A 1416-nucleotide genomic window follows, 5' to 3' on the forward strand; every position below is an offset into this window, starting at 1 on the left:
GGATCCGAGCACGACCAATGTCAACCTCAAGGACTCTCGTCATGAACGAGGGACGACCAGGGGGCAGGTCAACACTTTTGGATGCTGCCATCCAGTTCAACCTGAGCATCAAAGACCTGTTCGGCCTGGCGCTGCGGCTGACGATTGGGATGGTGGCGAGCCTTCTGAGACTGGCAGGCCTGGACTGGCCGGTGCGGGACCCCTGTACCCTGTGCCGCAGGCAGAAGACTGTCAGCATCCAGATCCTGTTTCGTCGCGCGGGCGGCGAGCTCAACCTGCTGGTCGACAGCACGGGCGTGAAGATGCGCGGCGAGGGCGAATAGCAAGTCCGCAAGCACGGTCACAGCCGGCAGAGGCAATGGCGCAAGGTACATCTGGCCATGGATGTGGCGACCGGGGACATCCGTGGGGTGGAGTTCACCTCCAGCCAAACAGGCAACAGCCCCGTGCTGCCGGACCTGCTCGAGCAGATCCCGCCCGATCAGGCCATCGGCACCGTTACGGCGGATGGGGCCTACGACACCCGGACCTGCCACGCCGCCATCGCTTGGCGAGGCGGCACCGCCGTCATCCCGATCCGCAAGAACGGCCGGCCTTGGAAAGAGGACGGCCCCGCCGCCAAAGCCAGCAACGAGAACCTGCGGGGGACACGCCACTTCGGACGAGCGTTCTGGAAGCGGCTGACCGGGTACCACGCCCGAAGTCGGATTGAAGCCCAGATGCGCCGCCTCAAGAGCTTCGGCGAGCGGATCGCCTCGCGAGACCCCGACCGCCTAGTCGCCGAGATCCACACCCGCGTAGCCCTCCTGAACTGCTCCTCGCCCTCGGCCGGGCTGAGATCACGCGCGTCGCCTAAGCTAAAGGGGAAAGGGGTGAACTCGGCCTCAGCTCGAGTTAGGCAACAATGCCAAACCCAAGCATCAACTAAAACCTAAATGTGGGCTAGGATGTGGTACAGCACCAAACAGACCACGGGAAAACCGCCAATAAACGATTACTTAATGAAGGTGTATGGCGGAGACGAAGGGATTCGAACCCTCGAGACGGTTTCCCGTCTGCACCCTTAGCAGGGGTGTGCCTTCGACCACTCGGCCACATCTCCGCCGCCGTCTCTATGTGGGTCTTCTCAGGAAAACAAGGCGAAAACGCTGGGCTGGAAGAAAGCGATCATCGGGGCGTCATCCGCGTCCCATGCATGGTTTGGCAAGTTTTGGCACGCTGTTCTGGCAAGAATCGGGCAACTGCCGTCAACGCCCGCTTTCACCTGTATCCTGTTCACCCGATCCAGAAGGTAGGCCCAACCGCGTCCCCTCTCATCGTCGTTTAGAGGCGGTGTTTGCCGTAATGACCTGCCCCCTGGTCGTCCCTCGTTCATGACGAGAGTCCTTGAGGTTGACATTGGTCGTGCTCGGATCC

1 tRNA gene and 1 pseudogene are annotated in these 1416 nt (G+C 61.7%); one reads left to right on the forward strand and one right to left on the reverse strand.

What is annotated here, in order from left to right:
* Positions 1-856: pseudogene (locus tag FHG66_RS21355) on the forward strand (IS5 family transposase); the annotation flags it as partial.
* A gap of 156 nt (positions 857-1012) precedes the next feature.
* Here FHG66_RS21355 and FHG66_RS21360 read toward each other — a convergent pair.
* A tRNA-Ser gene (locus FHG66_RS21360) sits at positions 1013-1102 on the reverse strand.
* Between the last annotated feature and the right edge of the window lie 314 nt (positions 1103-1416).

This window comes from Rubellimicrobium rubrum (genome assembly GCF_006152115.1).
Taxonomy (GTDB): Bacteria; Pseudomonadota; Alphaproteobacteria; order Rhodobacterales; family Rhodobacteraceae; genus Rubellimicrobium; species Rubellimicrobium rubrum.